The organism is Aequitasia blattaphilus, from assembly GCF_024721305.1.
GTDB classification, from domain to species: domain Bacteria; phylum Bacillota; class Clostridia; order Lachnospirales; family Lachnospiraceae; genus Aequitasia; species Aequitasia blattaphila.
The window spans coordinates 30,471-53,915 of record NZ_JAMXOD010000016.1 but is presented as its reverse complement, the minus strand read 5'-3'; the positions used below and the strand labels follow the sequence as shown (position 1 = coordinate 53,915).

Below are 23,445 nucleotides of genomic sequence, written 5' to 3'. Positions count from 1 at the left end.
TTGGAAATAGCAAGGAGAGGTAGCATGAAACAATATCGATTACTTAAGAAGCAGGAATGGGATATAGATGATCATTTTTGGAATTATTATACCAAGTTGGTGCGAGAGACGGTAATCCCTTATCAGTGGGAAATTTTAAACGATCGTATACCGGATTCCGAACCGAGTCACGGGATTGATAACTTTAGGATAGCGGCAAAAGATATGGATGGAAACTTCTACGGAGAAGTTTTCCAAGACAGCGATGTGGCAAAATGGCTGGAAGCTGTGGGAAATATTTTAATGCTGAAAAGAGACGAAGATCTTGAGGCTAAGGCAGACGAAGCGATTGCAATTATCGAAAGAGCCCAGGAACCAGATGGATATTTAAATACATACTTTAGTATCGAGGCTCCAGAGAAAAAGTGGACAAATGTATTGGAATGCCATGAATTATATTGTGCAGGCCATTTTATTGAAGGCGCAATCTCGTATTATTTAGCAACCGGGAAAGAAAAAGTATATAAGATTGCATTAAGACTGGCAGATCACATCTGTGATGTGTTTGGTCCGGAAGAAAAAAAGCTTCACGGATACCCGGGACACCAGGAAATTGAAATTGCCTTATTAAAGCTTTATGATGTCTCCGGTGAAAAGAGATACTTAGAGCTTTCAAAATACTTTATAGATACGAGAGGAACGAATCAGTTTTTCGAAGAGGAATTTGAAAAGAGGAATCGAATCTGTCAGTGGACAAACTGTGAGGTAGAGTACCCAAACCGGTGGTATAACCAATTCCCATATACGTACTATAATCAGTTTCATCTACCGGTAAGAGAGCAGGAAGAGCCGGTGGGCCATGCGGTAAGAGGACTCTATATGTATACTGCTATGGCAGATCTTGCGGCGCGTACAAAAGACCAGGAATTGTTTTGTGCATGCAGGAAAATCTGGAACAACATTGTGACAAGGCAAATGTATATTACAGGCGGAGTCGGCTCTACCCATTCAGGGGAAGCCTTCACAACCGACTATGATCTGCCAAACGATACAAACTATGCAGAGACCTGTGCTTCCATTGGATTATTATTCTTTGCACAAAAAATGCTGAAAACAGAAGTGGATAATACCTATGGCGATACGATGGAACGCGCGCTCTATAATACGATTCTTGGAGGAATGAATTATGAAGGGAACCGATTCTTCTATGTGAATCCTCTGGAAGTCGTGCCGGAAACCTGTTCTGGAAATACAGAGAGAAATCATGTCAAACCAACACGCCAGAAATGGTTTTCCTGTGCATGCTGTCCTCCGAACATTGCAAGAACCATCGGAGGGTTGTGGCAGTATATTTATACGGCAAATGAAGATAGTGTTTTCGTACATCTCTATATTGGAGGTAAGGGAAAAATAGAACTCTCAGGGAATGAATTGGAAATTCACCAGGAAACCAGCTATCCATGGGGTGATACCATTCATTTTGATATCAAGTCAACGAAGGAGAAAGAAGCTTCTGTTGCATTCCGTATTCCTTCCTGGAGCTCTACATATACCCTCGAATTGGATGGTGAGGAAGTTTCAACACCAAAGAATGAGTCTGGGTACGTTATCGTAAAAGGGGATTGGTCGAAAGGAAGAAAAGTAAAGCTTCAATTGGATATGACACCAAGACTTATGGAGGCGAATCAAAAAGTTCACTACAATGCCGGACGTATAGCGATTACGAGAGGACCAATTGTATACTGTCTTGAGGAATATGATAACGGGAAGTACTTAAATCAGCTGACGATTGATACAAAGGCAAAACCAGAAGAGATTCCTTCTAAGGACTGGCAGGATGTTGTTGTTATTCAGACGAAAGGATATCGAAAAAAACCGGGAGATGAAAGGGAATTATACGCCCTTTATCAAGAAGGAGAAGAAGAGGTAAAGCTCACTGCGGTTCCCTACTTTTTGTGGAATAACCGAAGTGATGGTGAAATGTTGGTTTGGATGAGGAGCGGAAGATGAAAAGAGTTATACTGCAAAACACAGATTTAGAACTAAGCAATGTTTGCTATGGCACCGGAAACTTTGGAGAAAAACTTTCAGAAGAGGAGAGCTTTGCTGTTTTGGACGCCTTTGTCTTGGCAGGAGGAAACTTTATTGATACAGCAAACGTATATTGCAAATGGGTGCCGGGGCTGTCAAATTGCAGTGAACAATACATTGGGAAATGGCTGAAAGAAAGAAATGCCTACCATAAAGTTGTGATTGCAACAAAAGGCGGACATTACGATTTTAATGCCCCTGGTATTTCCAGAGTAAATAAGAAAGGCATTCTGGAAGATTTGGAAGAAAGCCTGACATCCCTTGGATTAGACCATATCGACTTTTACTGGCTTCATCGTGATGACGAAAATAAACCGATTGGCGAAATTATAGATATTATGGAAGATTTGAAGTCAAAAGGAAAAATCCGTTATTATGGAGCGTCTAATTATTCCCTTGAAAGAATGAAGGAAGCAAAAGCATATGCAAAAGAAAAAGGGATACAAGGATTCTCGGCAGTGTCCAATCAATGGAGCATGGCAAAAGTAAATCCGGGGAGTAATTTAAATAGTGATAAAAGTCTGGTACTTATGAATGAAGATTACTACCAGTGGCACAAGGAAAGTAAGATGCCGATCATTCCCTATTCTTCCAGTGGAAACGGATATTTCCAAAAGCGGGATAAAGGAATAGCCATGACAGAAAAATTAAGAGATGCTTACGATAATGAGATAAATGATGAAAACTTCAAGAAACTAAAGGAACTTTCAAAAGAGAAGAATGAATCCGTGTTTAGTCTTTCCATTGCATGGCTTTTAAATCAACCTTTTCAAGTATTTCCCATTGTCTCGGTTTCGAAGCTGGAACAATTACCGGATTTTATCCGTGCCAGTGAAATTGAAATGCCAAAGGAGGAATTTTAGATGAAACAATGGTGGAAAGAAAGCGTGGTCTATCAAATCTATCCTAAAAGTTTTGCAGACAGTAATGGAGACGGTATCGGAGATATTGTGGGAATTACAGAGCACTTAGATTATTTAAAAGAACTTGGAATCGACGTCATCTGGCTTTCTCCCGTATATGAATCACCACAGGATGATAACGGTTATGATATATCAGATTACCAAAAGATTTACAAAGAATACGGAACGATGGAAGAGTTTGACCGCATGCTTTTAGAAGCCCATAAAAGAGATATAAAAATCGTTATGGATTTGGTGGTAAATCACACATCAGATGAACATAAATGGTTTAAGGAACACCCGGAGTATTATATATGGAAAGATGCAAAGGATGGAAAAGAACCAAATAATTGGGGATCGAATTTCGGCGGACCTGCATGGTCGTATGATGAAAAGATGGATCAGTATTATCTTCACTGTTTCTCACCAAAACAGCCAGATTTAAACTGGGAAAATGAAGCGTTGCGAAATGAAATTTATGAGATGATGACTTGGTGGTTGGACAAAGGAATTGATGGCTTTCGAATGGATGTCATCAGCATGATATCAAAGGATCAAAACTTCCCGGACGGAGAATTAAACGGACTTTATGGTGATCATCAGCCCTTCGTCTGCAACGGACCAAGAGTACATGAGTTTCTAAAGGAAATGAATGAGAAGGTCTTATCGAAGTATGACATTATGACAGTCGGTGAAGCAATTGGAACAACTATAGAAGAGGCGAAAAAGTATGCAGGAGAAGATACGAATGAACTCAACATGGTGTTCCAGTTTGAGCACGTAGAGGAAATCGGAGAGAAGATTATCGGGAAATGGACCGATAAGCCAATCCCTCTACCGGAGTTACGCTCTTGCCTAAATAAGTGGCAGCTTGAGCTGGAGGGTAAGGCATGGAATAGTCTTTATCTTGACAATCATGATCGCCCAAGGGCAGTCTCAAGATACGGGAATGACAGTCCTATGTACCGTGTGGTTTCTGCTAAAATGCTTGCAACCTGTATTCACATGATGAAGGGTACTCCTTATATCTATCAAGGAGAAGAGCTGGGAATGACGAATGCATACTTCGATCACATCGAAGACTACAAAGATATTGAGACTATAAACGCATATAGAGAATACATAGAGAACGGTCTGATTACCGAAGAAGACATGATGAATTGCATTAAAACCATCGGTAGGGATAATGCCAGAACACCAATGCAATGGGATAAGACCAAACATGCCGGATTTACCACAGGAACCCCTTGGATTTCCGTAAATCCGAACTACCTTGGGATTAATGCCAAAGATGCACTGAAAGAAAAAGACAGTATCTTTTATTACTACAAGGAGTTGATTGCTCTTCGTAAAAAACATCCGATTATTGTGCATGGTGTATTTGAACCCTTATTAGAATCCCGTAAGGATATCTATGCATATAAACGCGTATCCGGTGATCAGGAACTGATTGTGGTATGTAATTTTACCGAGCATGAAACGAAATGCGGCTTATTTGAGGAGAGAGCAGGCGGAAAACGATTAATATCAAATTACAAGACACACAAAAAGGGTATTTTAAAGCCTTATGAAGCGAGAGCTGTATTGTATGAAAAGAACATTTAGGAGGAAAGAGAAAAATGAAATTTGTTGAGTTGGGAAAAACAGGAATGCAGGTATCTGCAATTACAGTAGGATGCATGAGAATCAATAGTATTGAGGTAAATGAAGCAGCAAAGCTAATTGAATTAGCAGTAGAAAATCAGGTGAATTACTTTGATCATGCAGATATTTATGATGCAGGGGAATGTGAAAGTACATTTCAAAAAGCATTGGCACTTACGGATATTAAAAGAGAAGACTTAATCCTGCAGTCAAAATGTGGAATTGTACCTGGTGTGATGCATGACTTCTCGAAAAAACACATCCTAAAGTCAGTAGAAGGATCATTAAAAAGACTAAACACAGAGTATCTCGATGTGCTTCTTCTTCACAGACCGGATGCCTTAGTAGAACCGGAAGAGGTAGCGGAAGCCTTTGATGAGTTGTACGAATCAGGAAAAGTAAAGTATTTTGGAGTATCGAATCAAAATCCGATGCAAATCGAGTTATTAAAGAAGTTCGTAAGACAACCGCTTGTAGCAAACCAGTTACAGGTGAGTCTTGCGCATTCCGGAATGATTAGCAACGGGGTAGAAATGAACATGTTAACGGATCGGGCAATCTGTAGAGATGGCAGTATCTTAGATTATTCCCGCCTGCACGACATGACCATACAAGCATGGTCACCATTCCAGTATGGTTCTATTGAAGGTCCATTCCTTGGAAGTGATAAATTCCCTGTATTGAATCAGAAGATAGATGAGATGGCTCAAAAATATGATGTAACAAACACAACAATTGCAGTTGCATGGCTTTTAAGACATCCGGCAAATATGCAGGTGATTTCGGGAACAATGACACAGAAGCGGTTTACAGATATTTGTAAGGCTACCGAAATCCAGATGTCAAGAGAAGACTGGTATGAACTATACGTGGCTGCAGGAAATATTCTGCCCTAAGGCGATATGGAATATATAAAAAATAAAAGGGAGAAAAGATTTTATGATTCTGTTTAAACCGGAAACGCAAGTTTTTCACATTAGTAATAAATACATCAGTTATATAATGGAGATAGAAGAAGGGGGGTATCTTGCTCATTTATATTTTGGAAAAAAAGTAAATGATTATAGCGGAAATTTCAAATATCCCCGCATGGATCGCTCCTTTTCACCTAATCTGCCAAATGCGAAAGACCGATTGTTTTCTCTGGATACATTAATGATGGAGTATCCGGGAAATGGATTTGGTGATTTCAGAGAATCGGCATATAACCTAAAGCATGGTGATGGAAGTACAATTACGGATTTTCGTTATAAGAGTCACAGAATCCAAAAAGGAAAGGAAAAACTTTTCGGTTTGCCTGCTACGTATGGAAACGAGGAAGAAGCTGAGACACTTGTGATTCAATTAGAGGACAAAGAAAAAGGTCTGTTGCTGGAACTGTCTTATACGATTTTCCAGGAATACGCTGCGCTTACGAAATCGGCCAGAATCATAAACAATGGCGAGACGAAGACAAAGATTAAAAAACTTGCCAGCCAGTCTATTGATTTTCCAAATCAAGATTTAGACCTCCTTCATTTGAATGGAACGTGGGGAAGAGAGTGTCAAATCGTCCGAGAAAAAATAGAGTATGGCACAAAGGTATTGGATAGTAAGCGTGGATCCAGTAGCCATCAGCAAAACCCGTGTCTGATACTAGCCCAGCCACAAACTACAGAGTTTCAAGGGGAAGCCTTTAGCTTTTGTCTGATTTACAGTGGAAACCATGAAATGGTGATACAAAAAGATCCTTATAAACAAACAAGGATTATAATGGGGATTAATTCCTTTAACTTTGACTGGCAGTTAAATCCAAATGAAATGTTCCAAACACCGGAAGTCGTATTAAGCTACAGCTCCTCCGGATTAAACAAGTTATCAGCGGTCACTCATGACTTTTTTAATTATCATCTGATTCGGGGTGATTTCAAAGGGAAAGAACGTCCGACCCTTATCAACAACTGGGAAGCTACTTATTTTGACTTTGACGAAGAGAAGCTTTTGAATATTATTGATGAAGCGAAAGACTTAGGGATTGAGATGTTTGTCCTGGATGACGGATGGTTTGGAAAGCGGGAAAATGATGACTCTTCTCTGGGCGATTGGTTCGAAAACCGGGGAAAGATTAAAAATGGATTGAGTCAGCTGGCTAATCAGGTACATAGCAGGGGAATGAAATTTGGAATCTGGTATGAACCGGAGATGATTTCAGAGGATAGCAATCTATTTCGTCAACATCCGGATTGGGCATTGTCCGTTCCGGGAAGAGAACGCTCACCTAGCAGAAGTCAGTATGTCCTTGACTTCTCCAGAAAAGATGTGCGGGAGAATATCTATCGACAGATGAAAGAGCTACTAAATGAAGTCGAGATTGATTATATAAAGTGGGATCTTAATCGAAACATGACGGATGTCTACTCTGCAATTCTTCCTTCGGATCAGCAAGGTGAGGTATTTCACCGATATATTCTGGGACTTTATGAGTTTTTAGAAAACTTAGTTGAAGAATTCCCCAACATACTGTTTGAGAGCTGCTCCGGTGGTGGCGGCCGCTTTGATGCAGGTATGCTTTATTATATGCCTCAGACCTGGACCAGTGATAATACAGATGCGATTGCGCGCCTGAAGATTCAGTACGGAACCAGCATGATTTATCCGATTTCTTCCATGGGAGCACACGTTTCAGCAGTTCCGAACCATCAGACTGGGCGCAATACCAGTATGGACATTCGGGGAAATGCAGCGATGGCAGGAGTGTTCGGATATGAATTGGACATCACCCAGTTAAAGGAAGAAGAGAAGAAAGAAATAAAAGAACAAGTTGCTTTTTACAAAGAGCACAGGAGATTAATGCAGTTTGGCCGATTTATCCGCCTTAGAAGTCCTTTTGAAGAAAACGATGTGGCATGGATGTTTGTAGCAGAAGATCAAAGTGAAGCCATGGTGTTTTATTATCGTGTTCTTGCAGAGGCATCCTATCCTCTCGTTCATCTCCAACTGTCTGGCTTAAAAGAGGAGTGGATATATGAATCAGAGGAGATGACGGCAGCAGGAGATGAATTGATGAATCTTGGGTTTTATATTGATCCGAATCTCTTTGGAGACTATGCAACAAAAAGATTCTACTTTAAACGAATTTCACCTTGCCTTGAATAAAACCCAATCAAGTAGTATAATCCTCTGAAGTTAAAGACGTAGAAGGATTACGAAAATGAAAGGTATTATTTTGGCAGGAGGAAGTGGGACACGTTTGTATCCCCTTACCATGGTAACGTCCAAGCAATTATTACCGATATACGATAAACCAATGATTTATTATCCCTTATCTGTTCTGATGAATGCAGGTATTCGTGAGATTTTGATTATTTCAACACCTCAGGACTTGCCAAGGTTTGAAGAACTTCTGGGAGACGGACATCAGTTTGGCATCCAGCTTGAATACGCAGTGCAGCCAAGTCCGGATGGTCTGGCACAGGCATTCGTCATAGGTGCAGATTTTATTGGTACAGATTCGGTAGCAATGGTTTTAGGAGATAATATTTTCGCAGGACATGGCCTAAAGAAACGTCTTGCACAAGCATGTAAGAATGCAGAAGAATTAAAAAAAGCAACTGTATTTGGTTACTATGTGGATGATCCGGAGCGTTTCGGAATTGTAGAGTTTGACAATCACGGAAAAGCAATTTCAATCGAAGAAAAGCCGGAGAAACCTAAGAGTAATTACTGTGTAACGGGACTATACTTTTATGATAACCGGGTGGTTGAATATGCGAAGAATCTAAAACCCGGACCAAGAGGCGAACTGGAAATCACGGATATTAACCGGATTTTTCTGGAAGAAGGAGATTTAAATGTAGAACTCCTTGGACAGGGATTTACATGGCTTGATACCGGAACCCATGAAAGTCTGGCAGAAGCTACTAACTTTGTGAAAACGATAGAAGAACATCAGCACAGAAAGATTGCATGTATTGAAGAGATTGCATATTTAAACGGTTGGATTGATAAGGATGAACTGCTAAAAGAATATGAAGTACTCAAAAAGAACCAATATGGTCAATATATTAAAGACGTAATTGATGGTAAGTATAAGGAAAATTTATATTAATTATGCTAAAGATTTCCGATAAAAATAGTAATGGTAAAATCAGTCTCCGTGTGTGTAATATCTAAATTTCCATTGTATTTATTCACAATCTCTTTTATATTTTCAAGACCAATTCCATGAGACGTCTTATCTTTTTTTGTGGTAAGAAAACGGTTATTCTTCGTTAATATGTCATTTGCTTTTGCATTGGATAATTGAAAACTGAAATTCCCTTTATCATAGCGGCCTTTAAAGAGAGGGTCCGCTTTTTTCTGTCTTCAATCTGCTGATTTGCTTCAATGGCATTGTCTAAGGTGTTGGCAAAAAGAGAACAAAGACTTATGTCATCAATTCCAATCAGTCCGTCGATGGAGATGTTGACAAAGGTATCAATTTCCTTTTCCAGGGCAAGAGCATATTTGGCATTTAGAAGAGCATTTAAAATACTGTTGTTACAAAAAACTTTATTGCCTTGGTTTACCCCTTCAAGAGTGTCAGATAACTGGGAAAAATAGGCAGATGCATCCTCAAGATTTCTGTCCCTGATAAAAGAACCAATTACGTTTAGATGATTGTTCATATCATGACGAAGCTTCCGGATGCTCCTTTGATTTTGTTCCAGCTCCAGGTAATAGGATTGCTGATACATCAGGTTTTTCTTTTCCTCTTCTGCCTTTATGGATTTTGAAATATAGGCAGTCAGATAGAGACTTCCAACACTGGTTAAAAGACAGGCCAGAACCCCGGGGTATGAAAGATAGCTTTTTCGGACAGGAGTAATCGAAAGTATTGTCAGAATTCCTACAAAAGAAGAAAGACTGAGAAGATCAATGATTAACCACATCTTAGGAGTGAGATTCTGGATTTCCCAGTTCCATTTGCCGGATAATTTAAAAATAATAAACCAAAGTAAACACTGAAGGAGAAGGAAAAAAGCACGCATAATATTTTGATTCAGCACAGACATATCCTGATGAGCCAAGTAGATGCTTAATCCGAAGTCATAAAAAAGAAAGTTGGTGGATATAATAGCCGGGTGAAGGACAATGACTACAGAGAGCTTCTTTAAAAGAGAATCCGAAAAAAAGCACATCACGTAAATGAAAAATGCCAGAAGAGATCCGAAGATATTTATCACATCTCCTGCATAAATCATGGAATTTGTAGCAAAGAAAACAAAAATATAAGCAAGAATCTGTAACCCTTTGTTTGTACGCAATAATGCTTTTAGCAAAACGTTTTATGCGTCGCAGTAATATCATGGATATTATAAATGAACAGAGAAAGCAGGAACCTTTGAAAAAGATGGTAACGCCCAGATACCTGATAATTGGATTTGTGTCAATTTTGGTTGGTGTTTTAGGAGGGATGATTATCCCAAGTATATCTATGAATGTATTTCATCATAGTCTTGGAGGATGGACGAATTTATTCTATGCACTTGTGTTAATCGGTCTGTATCATATTATGGTTTATTCCGTTGCATGTCATCGAAGAGGGAGGGGTCCCCAGAAGTATTACAACAATCTGATTTCCTATGGAATGTTGAAATTTCAGGGTGCATCTATTGTAAAGAATATGATGGTCATCACACTTCTTTTAGCAGCCGGATTATTTGCAGTGTTCTATACGCCGGTTAATCTATTGGGTGCAGGAGATACATTAAATAAGTATGAGGCAGAGTATTCTTACCACTATCTGATGGATGCGGACGAGATATCACAGGAGGATGCAAAAAAGCTTGCAAAAGAAAATAATGTTACGATAACAGACTACAGGGAAGGGGAACTGATTAAAGTAACCGGAAGCGGAACAGAGCGGGAAGACTTTGATGAGGACAATAACCTGATAGAAGAATATTATAAGGATTTTATAGAATATGAATGCATCAGCGCAGGTTCTTATGAAGCATTAACAGGGGAAAAGTTAGTAGTGGAAGAGGGAAGCTATTACCTGATTCATACACCTGATGCAACCGAAAATCTTTATAACCGCTTTGACAATATGGATTATCTCTACTGCTCATCAGAGGAGGATTATCTTCCGATGTCCTATAAGGGAATTGCAAAGAGCCGTGTTTTAACAACGGGATATGGGTTTGATTCAGATGCAAGATACGTGATAAATGACCAGGATTATGAGAGGCTGAGAACAGGACTTACCCCGAATAAAATAGTATGTCAGGTACTCTTTAATACAGAAGGAAAAAGTGATGACGAAATCGCATTTGGCACAAAACTATACAAAGAGTTTGCACTTCGTATGTCAGAAGAGATGGATGTAATGGGAATTTATGATTTTAATTCCATCAAAAGAAAAGGTGATAATCCGGAAGACTATAAGGCTGTCTATAATCCGGACAATTCAGCAATGGATGTAGACTGGAAATACGAGCCGGTTCTCATATCTCTTATGCAGGGGAATCTTGCACTGCGGTTTGCAATATTTTACCTTCTTTTTCTTTATGTAGCGGTTATCTGTCTGGCAGCAGTGGGAATCATTTCCTATACGAGAAGTCAGAGCGTAGGCATTACAAACCAGCAGGTGTTTATGGACATTCGGAAATTAGGTGCAGACAATCAATATCTGAAGAAACTTTTAGGGAAGATGATTCGAAAAGTCTATGTGCTACCTACAATTGTGGGGATTACGATTATGACCTTGTTTCAGTTTTTGATTTTCTATATGAATGACCGAATCATAACAACAGGTGAAGTAAGGCAGATTCCTTTATTCATTGGTATTGCCGTCATGATTGCACTCTATCAAATGATAATCTACCGTTTGTCGATGAAGACCGTTTCCAGAATGATGGGACTTCAGTAGAAATTCCTTGACTCATTGAAGCAATATAGGATATTATGTTTCGTTGAGTATAAGAATTAAAGGAGTGTCTTGAAATGGAAAATAGATTAGGGAGAAATTATGGCTTTCTATCATTGCTCAAATTTTCACTGCCAACGATTATAATGATGGTGTTTACATCTCTCTATATGATTGTAGATGGAATGTTTGTGACATGGTTGATTGGAACAACAGCACTTGCAGCAGTTAATATTGTATTTCCTATTGTAAGCATCGTAATTGCAGTAGGGGTCATGTTAGGGACTGGCGGCAGTGCTGTTGTGGCACGAAAAATGGGTGAGAAAAAGCATAAAGAAGCGTGTCAGGATTTTACAAGAATTGTAATGGTTGGTGTACTGATTGGTATTATGATTACAGTAGCCGGGCTTTTGTTTTTGAAACCAATTTTACTCTTCCTTGGGGCAAATGATGCCACGTATCAGCTCTGTGTGGAATACATCACAGTACTTCTGGGTTTTACAGTCTTTGCAGTTCTTCAGATGGTATTTCAAAGTTTCTTTGTGGCAGCAGGTAAGCCAGATTTGGGACTTGCAGTAACAATCCTTGGAGGATTGGCTAATATTGTATTGGATTATTTGTTTATTGCAAAGTTTCATATGGGAGTCGCAGGAGTAGCATGGGCAACGGGAATCGGGTATACGATACCGGCAATCACAGGTCTGATTTGGTTTTCTGTTTCTCAAAAAAAGGTTCTCCACTTTGTAAAACCGGTACGCAACAAGAGAGTTTTATTTGAAACCTTTACAAACGGATCTTCTGAAATGGTGACAAATCTTGCAGGGGCTATTATCACATTACTTTTTAATATTATGATGGCCCGTTATCTGGGAGAAGACGGAATCGCAGCGATTACGGTCGTTCTTTATGAGGAATTCATACTTACAGCTATTTATCTGGGATATTCTTCGGGGATTGCGCCAATTATCAGTTTTAATTACGGGGAAAATAATGTGCCAATGCTAAAGCGGTTATTTCGTATTAGTATGGCTTTTCTGATTGCAAGTTCTATAATTGGTTTTTTTGTTGTAATGATTTTTACAGGGCAAATGGTTCGTGTATTTGTTCCGGAGGGATCGGATGTTTACATGCTTGCAGTTCATGGCTTCCGCTTATATGGAATCTCCCTTCTTTTTAAGGGAGTCAACATATTTGCTTCTTCTCTATTTACAGCACTGTCAAATGGAAAGGTTTCAGCGTTTTTATCTCTGATGAGAACCTTCGTTTTCATTGCTCTGGGTATTTTGTTTTTACCTTACGTTTGGGAAGTAAACGGAATCTGGCTGGCGGTTCCTATTGCGGAGATTCTTAGTATTTCAATATCCGTTTTCTTTTTCAAGAAACAATTTAAGACTTGGAATGAAAGAAAATAATTGTGAAACCAATGATTTTACAGTATTCTAATACTATGAAGAAAGAAAATATTGGTTACTTAAATGTATTTATCACTGGATCCATCTGGGGTACTCTTGGAATATTTGTCAAACTTATGGAAAGCTATGGCTCTACTGCAGCTGTTACCAGCTTCGTCAGAGTTTCTTTGGCGACTCTTTTGCTTGCAATTGTGACCCTGATTAAAGAAGGTCCAAAGGGATTTAAAATCAGCCGAAAAACATTGATTTCCTGTATTCTTTTAGGGACTATCTGTCAGGGGATTTATAATATTCTCTTTAGTACGTCTGTTAGTAAGAATGGAATGTCTATAGCCTCTGTTCTTTTATATACAGCTCCGGTTTTCACCTGTATAGCTTCCGTTTTGCTTTTTAAAGAAAAGCTAAACAAACGGAAGATGGTTGCTCTGTTTATTAATATTTTCGGATGTATTCTAACGGCAACGGGAGGGAACCTAAGTAGTACGAACCTTGCCTTCACCGGAATACTTGCGGGAATCGGTACTGGATTCTGCTTCGGTCTGCAACCTGTATTTGGACGCCTTGCAACAGATGAGGGGTCCCCTTTTGCAGTTGCTACCTATAATTTTTTATTTGCTACCATTACGGTAGCATTCATCACAAAACCCTGGAATTTGACGGCGTCCTCTTTTAACAAAGAAATTATGGGAATCGGCTTTTTGTATGCTTTAATTCCTACGACAATCGGTTATCTGATTTACTATAATGGATTAGGGAAAATCAAAGAAAGCAGTAAAGTTTCAATTATTACTTCGATAGAGCTGGTTCTGGCGAACATTTTTGGATTTTTACTTTTTGGAGAATCCGTTGGATTTTTTCATATACTGGGAATCCTATGTGTCTTAAGTTCTATCGTTATTAATAACGATTTATTAAAAAGCAGGAGGAAAGTGTAGCATATGGCAGCAAAACGGGTGATAAAAGCATTGGATAATAAGAATGTTCAGTATGAAGTAAAGGAGTATCCCTGTGACTTCATTGATTCGGTACACGCAGCAGAACTTATGGGCATTGACATGGGTCATATCGCAAAAACTCTTGCCTTTAAGCTGCCCATTGGTATAGCAGTCATTGTTTTGTCAGGAGAGACCAGATTGAACCGGGAAAAGTATAAGAAAAAGTTCAGAGTAGATACATTTCGTTTGGATGAAGAGGACTTAATGGAATTTACAGGATATGTTCCGGGAGCCGTTTCTCCGATTGCAATTACGTATAAGAAAGCAAAAATTTTTCTGGATATTTCTCTAAAGCCGTATATGAATGATTATGTATATACATCGGGAGGAACGTTAAACAGTGCAATTGGAATAAGACCATCGGATTTATATGAGGTATGTGGATGCAAAGAGTGGATTGATGTATCAGAGAAGTAAAAAGTGAAAAAAGGGCTGGACTGAAGTGATGAAAGTCATTTCTCTTCAGCCCTTTCTTTATGCTTGCAAAAAATCGAACATTTTTGGTTATGGAACCTACTATGTAGATTACTATCCTTCCGATATACTATAATCAGAAATAGAAGAACGGTGTAGCAGATACATCGGAAATCAGGAGGAAGTAAGAATGAAAAGAAGAAAAATTGCCAGTATCCTTTTAGTAGGTGCAATGGTAGGATCCATGTTAGTTGGATGTGGACAAAAAGGTGATGATGCAAAAGCAGAATCAGGTAGTGACGGAAAAGAGGTATTGACGGTTATGTGTCCCGGTACGGCATCAGATACGTATCGAGAAACCTATCAGGAGATAGCGGATGATTTCTCAAAGGATAATGAGTTTGGCGTCGAGGTAAAGTATGAATTTTATGAAAGAGAACAATTCAAAACAAAATTAACAACGTTAATGGCTTCGAATTCAGTGCCGGATATTTTCTTTACATGGGAATTGGATTACTTAAAACCCTTTGTAGACGGTGGAAAAGTCTATGAGCTCACCGGTGAGCTTGACGGAGATACAGAATGGAAAGACAGCTTTATTGAAGGTACATTAGATCCTCTTACATATGACGGAAAGGTTTACGCTATTCCAACACAGTCAACACTTGCGACTATGTATTATAATAAACAGATTTTTGAAGACAATGGCGTGGAAGTTCCAGAAACGTACGAAGAATTTTTAGAGGTTTGTGAAACGCTGAAGAATAACGACGTAACACCAATGACACTTGCGGCTACTACTGCATGGGTTCCGGCAGAATTTGTGCAACAGCTTGCCGATGGAATTGGTGGAATGGATTTGTATAATGGTATCGTAGACGGCAGTAAAAAGTGGAATGATGAAGCTCATATTGAAGCAGGAAAAGAAGTACAGAATATGATAGACAAGGGGTATTTCCAAGATGGAATGCTGGGAATGAGCGAAGATGAAGCAAAAGCACTTTTCCAACAGGGAAAAGCGGCAATGTATTACATGGGTGCATGGGAAGTATCAACATTTATCAATGAAGAGACAACACCTGTTTCAAGTGATATTGGTGTATTTAATATGCCTGCAAAGAATCCTGAAAATGATGGCATTATAGTAGGTTCAGTTGATAGCAGCTATGCAATTGCGGAAACATGTAAAAATAAGGAAGCAGCAATAGCCTTCTTAAAATACTACACATCAGTTCCTGCGCAGGAGAAATTAGTTTATGATCAGGGTAGACTGCCTTCCATCAAAATGGAATTTGATGAAAGTAAGTTAAAACCACTCGTAATTGATGTGATGGAAGTATCAAAAAATGCCAAGGGAATGACTCCTTGGTGGGATAGAGTATTCGGAGCAGGTGAAGGTGTTGAGTTTAATAACCAGAGCTTGGCAATCTTTGGCGGAGATGATGTTCAAACAGCGTTTGATGATTTGGAAAGTTTTGCAGAAAATAATGCAGACAGATAATATTATTCCTCGGCTTTAATCGGCCGGGGAGTAATTTTATAACGAAGTTTAAAAAGGAGTAGAGTATTGAATAAAATATTTGGAAATAAGAAAAACATTGCATTATTTGTACTGCCTGCATTTATCATTTATTTTATATTTGCGTTAGTACCAATTGCATACAACTTTTATATTAGTTTGTTTCAGACGGATTTAATGAGTCCGGGAAAATTTGTGGGATTTCAGAATTACGTTAATTTATTTAAAGACGGGACTTTTTTAAAGGCGTTGAAAAATAACGTATTTATGGTAATTGGATCTCTAATTGCCCATCTTCCAGTTGCGCTTTTTCTGGGGAATATACTGTTTCAGAAGATCAAAGGCAGCCATTTCTTTCAGACGGTATTCTTTTTACCTAGTGTAATCTGTGGTGTAGCAGTAGGTATGATTTGGACTTTTGTATACAATTCAGAGTTTGGTTTGCTCAACCGCATATTGGAAGTTATTGGATTAGGAGATTTACAACAAGTGTGGTTATCCAATAAAGAGATTGCACTCTTTTGTATTATTATTGTTGTGATGTGGCAGTTTGTAGGATATCATATGGTCATACAACTAGCGGCAATGAAGAATATACCGGATTCCTTATACGAAGCGGCTAAAATAGATGGAGCGAGCAAGTGGGTACAATTTAGATCCATTACATTTCCCCTGATTAAGCACATCCTAAAAATCGATGCAGTTTTGATTATTACAGGTTCATTAAAATATTATGATTTAGTAGCAGTTATGACAGGCGGAGGTCCAAACCACAGCACGGAGCTTATGTCGACCTACATGTATTATCAGGGATTTCGCACACTGAAATACGGGTATTCTGCTGCAATAGGCGTGATTCTTTTACTCCTTTGCGTATGTGCAGTATGGCTGTCAAACCGTATCTTTAAATCAGAACCAATCGAGTATTAGGAGGAGTAAAATGCGTACATCAACAAGAGAGAAAACAGGTTTCATTATAAAATTTATTATACTGGTAATATTTGCTATTACTTGTATTTATCCCCTTATATGGCTGGTATTGAATTCATTTAAAACAAATGACCAGCTATTTGAAAATCCATGGGGTCTCCCAAAATCCTTTGATATTAAAAATTATATTGTAGCGATTACAGAGGGAAATATTGGAACATATTTTATTAATTCCGTTATAATAGCAGTATCAGCGGTATTGGTAACAGTAGTATTAAGCAGCATGGCATCCTATGCAATTTCAAGAATGGAATGGAAATACTCAAAAGTGATGCTAAATGTATTTCTTTTAGGCATGATGATTCCAGTTTATGCAACGATAATTCCACTCTTTTCAATTTTTAACAGAATCGGAATACTAAATACCCATTTATCCGTTATTATTCCTCATATTGCGTTTGGATTTCCTATGGCAATTTTTATTCTTACAGGATTTTTTCAAACGATTCCCAGAGACATTGAGGAAGCAGCAGTTATGGATGGATGCAGTATTTTTCGAATCTTTTTTCGAATCATTATGCCAATTTCAAAACCTTCTGTTGTAACGGTTGCAGTGGTTGTTTTTATTGGGGTTTGGAATGATCTGCTTATGCCTCAGATATTCCTAACAGATGCCACAAAAATGACTTTGCCAGTGGGACTAAATTCCTTTAAAGGAATGTATTCCACGGATTATGTTTCCATGATTGCGGCAGTTGTGTTAACAGTAATACCAAGTGTAATTATATATATTGTCCTTCATAAGAATATTATGGAAGGAATGGTTGCAGGAGCTGTCAAAGGCTAGCTAGTTTGCAAAGGAGTGTCTTGTGAAATTATTAATTGTAGATGATGAAAAAGTGATTCGGGAAGGGCTGTTATCTTTAGACTGGGAAAGTGTTGGAATTGAGGAAGTAGTGAGTGCACAAAACGGTCTGGAAGCGAAAGAGATATTGGCAAGAGAAAAGATAGATATTGTAGTAAGTGATATTCGTATGCCAGGGCTTGATGGTCTGGAGCTGTCAGCGTATTTACGCGCGTCGGGACGGGATACGATAATTATTTTACTGACTGGATTCGGAGAATTTGAGTATGCAAAAGAAGCAATTAGACATCAGGTTTTTGAGTACTTACTTAAACCGGTTCAACCACAAGCACTTTTGAGTGTGACTCAGCGAGCAGTTGAGAGTATAAAAAATAAAGTTGAAAAAAACAAGATTTTGATTCAGTATGAAACGAAAATCGCAGGATACGATACAACAGATAAAATACTGCACAGCTTTTACGATGTTAGCCCTCAAATGATGGATATCTTAACAACAATTATAAAAGAATATCCCAATAATATTACCTTGAATTCACTGGCAGATAAATATCATTTTTCAGCCATCTATATGTCAAGACTCATAAAAAAAGAAACAGGATACTCCTTTATGGATATCCTCACAGGGATTCGCCTGATGAGAGCGGCTAAAATGCTAGAGGACGGAAAAGAAAAGGTTCAGGATATTTGTGAGAAAACAGGTTTTAGTAATCAAAGATACTTTAGTCAGGCATTCAAAAAAATCTTCGACTGTACACCGAGTGAGTATCGGAAAAAAGATAATGTCAAAAGATACGATACAATTACAGATATGTTGGAGTTTATTACCGTAAAGCGCCATATAAAAGATGAGGAAGAAATGTGAAACGTTCTATGACTTTGAGAAAAAAATTGATATTGGCATTTACATCAGTTCTTATTTTGGCAAGTACTGCATTTTTGATTGCTTCTATATGGAATTTTACAGACTTTTATGAATCCAAATCTGCACAGTTTATTGGGGATTTAACAAAACAGACATCTACAAATATGGAGGAGAACATTCGAAAGGCGGATAACATTACCTTTGAACTATTAAAAAATACGGTTGTACAAAATTTATTGATTCGGGTGAATCAGGAGAAAGTACCTGAGTATGAGCTTATCGAAATACGAAAGCAGATGATTAATGAGATGGGAACACAGTCATTATTTAATAAAGATGTTATTTCAATGAGCATTTTTTCAACATCTGGACTGGAATTTTCTATTGATACTACAGCAAATCGGGAAGTAAAGCAAATGTTTAGTGAAGATGAGATATATGAGGCTAAAGGCAGTACACTTTGGAAGATTACGGATGACAGTGAACACAATATTTGTATCGCAAGGGGTATTTTTGGACTCAAATCACAGAAACCAATCGGCTATATCAATATTATTATAAAGGAAGCTTATTTTGGCGAGATCATACAGAATATTTCCGGGACATATACAAGTGGAGTTTACGTTGTTGATAAAGAACAGATGATCGTATCGAGTAATAATAAAGATAGCCTCGGAAAATATCTGCCCGGAAAACCGGAAGATGAAAAGATAGTTATTGATGATGTAGAGTCTTATGTTTATACCGATCAGGAGTTAGAAAACGGTTGGCGATTAGTAGTTTCTGTTCCGGTAAATGAAATCAACAAGGATATGCTAAAATTAGGAATTTTTGCGTGTGTGATTGTGATTTTTGCATCGGGAATTGCAGTATTAATCGTAATAAGCTTAATTAAGAAATCAATTAAACCTTTAGAGCAGTTGAAAGAGAGTATGAAACAGATAGGAAAAGGGGACTTTTCTTCAAGAGTTGAAGTAATCGCGGACGATGAAATCGGCCAACTCGGAAATACTTACAATAGTATGGCACAGAATATCGAAACGTTAATTGAAAAGGCATATATGCTTGAACTTGCAAAAAAGGAGGCGGAAATAGAATTCCTTAAGATGCAGATCAATCCACATTTTCTTTACAATACCTTAGATACGATAAGTTGGATGGCAAGAACGCAGAATCATATTGAAATTTCAGAAGTTGCGATGGCGTTAGGCGATTTATTAAGATCAAATTTGAAACAAAAGAGTATGATTACGATCGGTGAAGAATTAAAGAGTGTGAGAAATTATGTTTTCATTCAGGAATATCGTTTTGGAGACAAGATTCAAGTTGAGTATGAGGTGGATCAGGGTGTTAAAGATTATCTGATTCCCAACTTTATTTTGCAACCGTTAGTAGAAAACTCAATCATTCACGGGTTGGAGCCTAAAGTAGAAAAGGGATTATTAATGGTTCAGATTTTTATTCATGAAGGACAGCTATTTTTCAGAGTTGTAGATGATGGAATTGGAATGAACCAGGAAACTATCAGTAATATTTACTATGCATGTGAGCATGAAACATCAAAAAAATGTATTGGAATTAAGAACGTATACAGGAGATTAAAACTGTATTATGGAGAAGAAGGAACGCTGCGCATCAGTAGTGAAGTGGGAAAAGGTTCCAGAATCTGTTTTTCGATTCCGATGGATAAATTAGAGAAAGTAGGAGAACATAAATGAATATAGATAAAATAACGATGGGAGTATGTTATTATCCCGAACACTGGGATAAAAGCTTGTGGAAAGAAGACCTTTTAAGAATGCAGGAAAATGGGATTGAGGTAGTTCGGATTGCAGAGTTTGCATGGACAATATTTGAGCCTAAGGAAGGAAATTTTAATTTCGACTTCTTTGACAGTTTTTTAGAAGTTGCAAAAGAAGTGAATATGAAGGTGATTATGGGAACACCAACAGCGACCCCTCCGGTTTGGCTTACTGAAAAGTATCCGGAAGTTTTAAACAGTACCAAAGAAGGTGTCTTATATCGCCATGGATGTAGAAGACATTACAATTACAATTCAAAGATATATCAGGAATTGAGTAGCCGGATTGTAGAAAAAATGTCTGCACGCTACGGGAATCATGAATGTATTATAGGATGGCAGATTGATAATGAGTTGAACTGTGAATTGAATGAATTTTACTCTGAAAGTGATACAAAGGCATTTCGAAGTTTTCTGAAGGATAAATATGAATCATTAGACGCATTGAATCAGGCATGGGGAACGGTTTTTTGGAATCAGACCTATTCTGATTGGGAAGAGATATTTGTACCGAGAAAAGTCGTAAGTGACTCTACGAATCCTCATCAGGTATTGGATTATACTCGTTTTATCTCAGACAGTGCATGTAGATTTGCAAAAATGCAAAGTAACATATTAAGAAAGAATATAGGAGAAAATATATTTGTTACAACAAATGGTATGTTCGGAAACTTGGATAACCATAGAATGACAAAAGAGTCATTGGATGTATATATGTATGATTCATATCCCAATTTTGCTTTTGCAATGGAAGAAGATCCTAAAAGTTCGAGAAACTTGAATGACCGCAAGTGGAGCAGAAATCTTTCAGAAGTGCGCTCGATTTCACCAATATTTGGAATTATGGAACAGCAGTCCGGTGCAAACGGATGGAACTCAAGAATGGAAGCGCCGGCACCAAAACCTGGGCAGTTAACACTATGGACCATGCAAAGCATTGCTCATGGCGCGGATTTTATCAGCTATTTCCGATGGAGAACCTGTACAAAAGGAACGGAAATATATTGGCACGGTATTTTAGATTATTCAAATCGGGATAACCGCAGATTACAGGAAGTAAATGAAGTTTCAAAGATATTTGAGTCCATAAAAGAACTAGCCGGAGCCGAGTATAAAGCATCTTTTGGGGTAATAAAGGACTATGACAATATTTGGGACGCCCAATTGGATGAGTGGCATAAACGAATAGAAAAAGTAAGTCAGAAAGGTATCTTCCAAGGAGCACAGTTGACGCATACACCGATGGATTATGTTTATCTTAATAAAAATACGGACTTAGAACAGCTTAAAAAATACCCGGTGTTGTTTTATCCCCATCCAACAATTATAACAGAAGATAGAGCTCAGTTACTAAAGGATTACGTTTATGAAGGAGGGAAATTGGTTGTAGGATGCAGAAGCGGATACAAAGACATCACTGGACAATGTGTTATGGAAAAAGCTCCGGGACTACTCAGGAATATGACTGGAACAGATGTCGTGGATTATACCTTTGTGGGTCCGGGAGATGAGGAGTCCTATGTGGACTGGAAAGGAACACAAGTGAAGGCATCAGTATTTAATGACATTCTTGAACCGATAGAAGAATCCAGGAGTCTGGGGACGTATGTTAATAATTATTATAAAGGTAAATCAGGACTGATTGAAAAAGAATATGGAAAAGGAAAAACGTATTACTTTGGCGGAACATTTTCCAGAGAAACGACGGAAGTCTTTTTAGATAAATTAGATATAAGTACGCCGTATAAAGATATCATTGAATTGCCACAGATGTGTGAACTGGGAGTGAGAGAAAAAAACGGAATAAAATATATATTTGTCTTAAACTTTGACAATGCAGAACAAGAGATTTATATTAAATCAGAGCTTTATAATATGTATACAAAGAAGGCAGAAATAGGTAAGATAAAACTGACGGCTTTTGAAACCAAGGTATATAAAATAAAGAGGTAGGCTTGCAAATACCATTGCTACCTCGGCAATTGCTTCAAACGGAAAAAGAAATACTACTGTTTCTGCTGATATGAACTATTTTGCTCCGATGATTGGAACCGGTAAGATGTACGCAGAGGCAAAGGTTTTAAAAAGTGGAAAAACAATTAGTGTTTCTGAAGTAGATATCTTTGATGAGTCGGGAAAGAAACGTGCGAAGGGTACATTTACCTGCTTTGCATTAGAATAACTTATCCTGCAGCCTTTCAAGGAAAAGTGCAGAAGCCTTTGAAAATACCTGATATTTCTTCCAAACAATATCAAGTGAAGCTTCGAGCCTTGGCATCAAAGGCTTAAAGCAGAGGCTGCTGTCTCCAGAGGTATTTACAAGATTATCAAGACACAATGCAACACCAACCCCTTCCTCTACCATAAGAGAGGCGTTGTAAACAAGATTATACGTGGCTACGAGATTTAATTTCTCGTAGTCTTTTTTAATCCATTTTTCGATATCTCCACTTACAAAATGCTGCCGGGAGCTGATTAGAGGGACATCCCATAAATCCTTTGGTGCAATAGTATCCTTGATGGCAAGGGGATGGTCCTTTTGCATCAAAACGCCCCAGGTATCCTTTCCGGGTAAACGTAGTGACTGGTATTTTGAGACATTAGTAGGTTGAATCAATACACCAAAATCTAACAAACCTTTATCTAATCTTTCGGTAACATCTTCAGCATTTCCGCTAAAAAGATGAACCCGTATTCCGGGATATTCCTGTTGCATATCCTTTATAATTTTTGCAATCGGACGAAGGCAAAAAGTCTCTCCGCCACCAATGTAAATGTCACCACTTATAATTTCATTAGAAGAGGTAACCTCGTCTCTGGTCTTGCGAACGAGTTCTGTAATTTCCTCTGCCCGTTTCCGGAACAGAAGTCCTTCATTCGTTAATGTGATTTTTCTTTTCCCACGGATAAACAGCTGGACACCAAGTTCTTCCTCCAGTTCGAGTAACTGTCTGGAGAGAGTGGGCTGTGTGATATGCAAATATTTGGCAGCAGCAGAAATGCTTTCCTCTTGTGCCACAGTAAGAAAATAGCGTAGTACTCGCAACTCCATAATATACCTCCTAGGCATGGATACATATAAAACATAGGTATTTTACATATAATATATAGGATTCTATAATAGAAGTAAAGGTGAACGATT

At 38.2% G+C, this 23,445-nt stretch carries 18 protein-coding genes and 1 pseudogene; 17 read left to right on the top strand and 2 right to left on the bottom strand.

From position 1 onward, the window contains the following. The first annotated feature begins 24 nt into the window (after positions 1–24). Genes NHH15_RS11325 through rfbA form a run of 6 tightly spaced genes read left to right on the top strand, consistent with a single transcriptional unit; the run spans position 25 to position 8,703 of the window. Positions 25–1,989: a glycoside hydrolase family 127 protein gene (locus NHH15_RS11325; protein WP_262066786.1), complete on the top strand. Its 1,965-nt coding sequence runs from the start codon at positions 25–27 to the stop codon at positions 1,987–1,989. Further along, complete coding sequence (locus tag NHH15_RS11320) at positions 1,986–2,933, top strand: aldo/keto reductase (RefSeq protein WP_262066785.1); 948 nt, start codon at positions 1,986–1,988, stop codon at positions 2,931–2,933. The genes NHH15_RS11325 and NHH15_RS11320 overlap by 4 nt, the downstream gene beginning before the upstream one ends. Further along, positions 2,934–4,577, top strand: coding sequence for a glycoside hydrolase family 13 protein (locus NHH15_RS11315; RefSeq protein WP_262066784.1), 1,644 nt, complete (start codon positions 2,934–2,936; stop codon positions 4,575–4,577). Between the two features lie 14 nt (positions 4,578–4,591). Next, positions 4,592–5,512, top strand: coding sequence for an aldo/keto reductase (locus NHH15_RS11310; RefSeq protein WP_262066783.1), 921 nt, complete (start codon positions 4,592–4,594; stop codon positions 5,510–5,512). Between the two features lie 43 nt (positions 5,513–5,555). Next, a complete protein-coding gene (locus tag NHH15_RS11305; protein ID WP_262066782.1) occupies positions 5,556–7,751 on the top strand; it encodes an alpha-galactosidase in 2,196 nt (731 codons plus the stop codon). 55 nt (positions 7,752–7,806) lie between these two features. After that, positions 7,807–8,703 (top strand): glucose-1-phosphate thymidylyltransferase RfbA, encoded by an 897-nt coding sequence (gene rfbA / locus NHH15_RS11300; protein WP_262066781.1) that lies wholly within the window; start codon positions 7,807–7,809, stop codon positions 8,701–8,703. Positions 8,704–8,708: 5 nt separating this feature from the next. On the opposite strand, the pseudogene NHH15_RS15945 reads toward rfbA, so the two are convergent. After that, a pseudogene (locus NHH15_RS15945) lies at positions 8,709–9,262 on the bottom strand (ATP-binding protein). A 716-nt stretch (positions 9,263–9,978) separates the two neighbouring features. Between NHH15_RS15945 and NHH15_RS11290 the strand changes: the two are divergent. From NHH15_RS11290 to NHH15_RS11240, 11 genes are all read left to right on the top strand, one after another. Further along, positions 9,979–11,508, top strand: a complete 1,530-nt coding sequence (locus tag NHH15_RS11290) for a hypothetical protein (RefSeq protein ID WP_262066779.1) — start codon at positions 9,979–9,981, stop codon at positions 11,506–11,508. A 74-nt stretch (positions 11,509–11,582) separates the two neighbouring features. Next, positions 11,583–12,917: an MATE family efflux transporter gene (locus NHH15_RS11285; RefSeq protein WP_262066778.1), complete on the top strand. Its 1,335-nt coding sequence runs from the start codon at positions 11,583–11,585 to the stop codon at positions 12,915–12,917. An 11-nt stretch (positions 12,918–12,928) separates the two neighbouring features. Beyond that, positions 12,929–13,852, top strand: coding sequence for a DMT family transporter (locus NHH15_RS11280; protein ID WP_262066816.1), 924 nt, complete (start codon positions 12,929–12,931; stop codon positions 13,850–13,852). 3 nt (positions 13,853–13,855) lie between these two features. Further along, positions 13,856–14,329 carry an aminoacyl-tRNA deacylase gene (locus tag NHH15_RS11275; protein ID WP_262066777.1) on the top strand — a complete coding sequence of 158 codons (474 nt, stop codon included), beginning with the start codon at positions 13,856–13,858 and terminating at the stop codon, positions 14,327–14,329. Positions 14,330–14,516: 187 nt separating this feature from the next. Further along, entirely contained in the window at positions 14,517–15,827 is a 1,311-nt protein-coding gene (locus NHH15_RS11270) for an ABC transporter substrate-binding protein (RefSeq protein WP_262066776.1), read from the top strand. Between the two features lie 66 nt (positions 15,828–15,893). Beyond that, positions 15,894–16,775, top strand: coding sequence for a carbohydrate ABC transporter permease (locus NHH15_RS11265; RefSeq protein ID WP_262066775.1), 882 nt, complete (start codon positions 15,894–15,896; stop codon positions 16,773–16,775). 10 nt (positions 16,776–16,785) lie between these two features. After that, a complete protein-coding gene (locus NHH15_RS11260; RefSeq protein ID WP_262066774.1) occupies positions 16,786–17,622 on the top strand; it encodes a carbohydrate ABC transporter permease in 837 nt (278 codons plus the stop codon). A gap of 22 nt (positions 17,623–17,644) precedes the next feature. Beyond that, on the top strand, positions 17,645–18,502 hold the full coding sequence (locus tag NHH15_RS15645) for a response regulator transcription factor (protein WP_262066773.1): 858 nt from the start codon (positions 17,645–17,647) through the stop codon (positions 18,500–18,502). Then, positions 18,499–20,220 (top strand): cache domain-containing sensor histidine kinase, encoded by a 1,722-nt coding sequence (locus tag NHH15_RS15640; RefSeq protein WP_262066772.1) that lies wholly within the window; start codon positions 18,499–18,501, stop codon positions 20,218–20,220. The genes NHH15_RS15645 and NHH15_RS15640 overlap by 4 nt, the downstream gene beginning before the upstream one ends. Then, positions 20,217–22,256 carry a beta-galactosidase gene (locus NHH15_RS11245; RefSeq protein ID WP_262066771.1) on the top strand — a complete coding sequence of 680 codons (2,040 nt, stop codon included), beginning with the start codon at positions 20,217–20,219 and terminating at the stop codon, positions 22,254–22,256. The genes NHH15_RS15640 and NHH15_RS11245 overlap by 4 nt, the downstream gene beginning before the upstream one ends. A 13-nt stretch (positions 22,257–22,269) precedes the next feature. Next, positions 22,270–22,485, top strand: a complete 216-nt coding sequence (locus NHH15_RS11240) for a PaaI family thioesterase (protein ID WP_262066815.1) — start codon at positions 22,270–22,272, stop codon at positions 22,483–22,485. Here the strand turns inward: NHH15_RS11240 and NHH15_RS11235 are convergent. Beyond that, the gene (locus NHH15_RS11235; protein ID WP_262066770.1) at positions 22,477–23,355 is read right to left on the bottom strand and encodes a LysR family transcriptional regulator; all 879 of its coding nucleotides are present in this window, start codon (positions 23,353–23,355) and stop codon (positions 22,477–22,479) included. The two genes, NHH15_RS11240 and NHH15_RS11235, sit on opposite strands and share 9 nt — an antisense overlap. Positions 23,356–23,445: the final 90 nt, after the last annotated feature.